Genomic DNA, 251 nt, shown 5'->3' with positions numbered 1-251 from the left:
CAAGAACTCTCAGCTTGGATTATAAGAACTCTAATTAATGAAGAAATGGTTGAAATCGTACTAGAAACTGTTCAGCCAGTAGGCAAAGGTTTATATTTTTAATCAAGTCGAGTGATCGGTTAGTCCTCGAAACGATAAAATGAATTCTTTTGTTTAATGTAGACGTGGTGTGTCCACATTTTCAAATAAAAAAACCCGCGAATTATTCACGGGTTTTCTTCTTAATAACTAATTGCTATTGTACCTTCACC

General features: G+C 34.3%; 1 pseudogene. It reads left to right on the top strand.

The features are described 5' to 3' along the window. A pseudogene (locus ACS2QP_RS28275) lies at positions 1-102 on the top strand (DJ-1/PfpI family protein); the annotation flags it as partial. Positions 103-251 lie beyond the last annotated feature (149 nt).

It is taken from the genome of Bacillus cereus group sp. Bce019, from assembly GCF_051781745.1.
GTDB lineage: Bacteria > Bacillota > Bacilli > Bacillales > Bacillaceae_G > Bacillus_A > Bacillus_A cereus.
The sequence above is the reverse complement of the archived record's forward strand: the minus strand, read 5'-3'. Positions and strand labels throughout refer to the sequence as shown.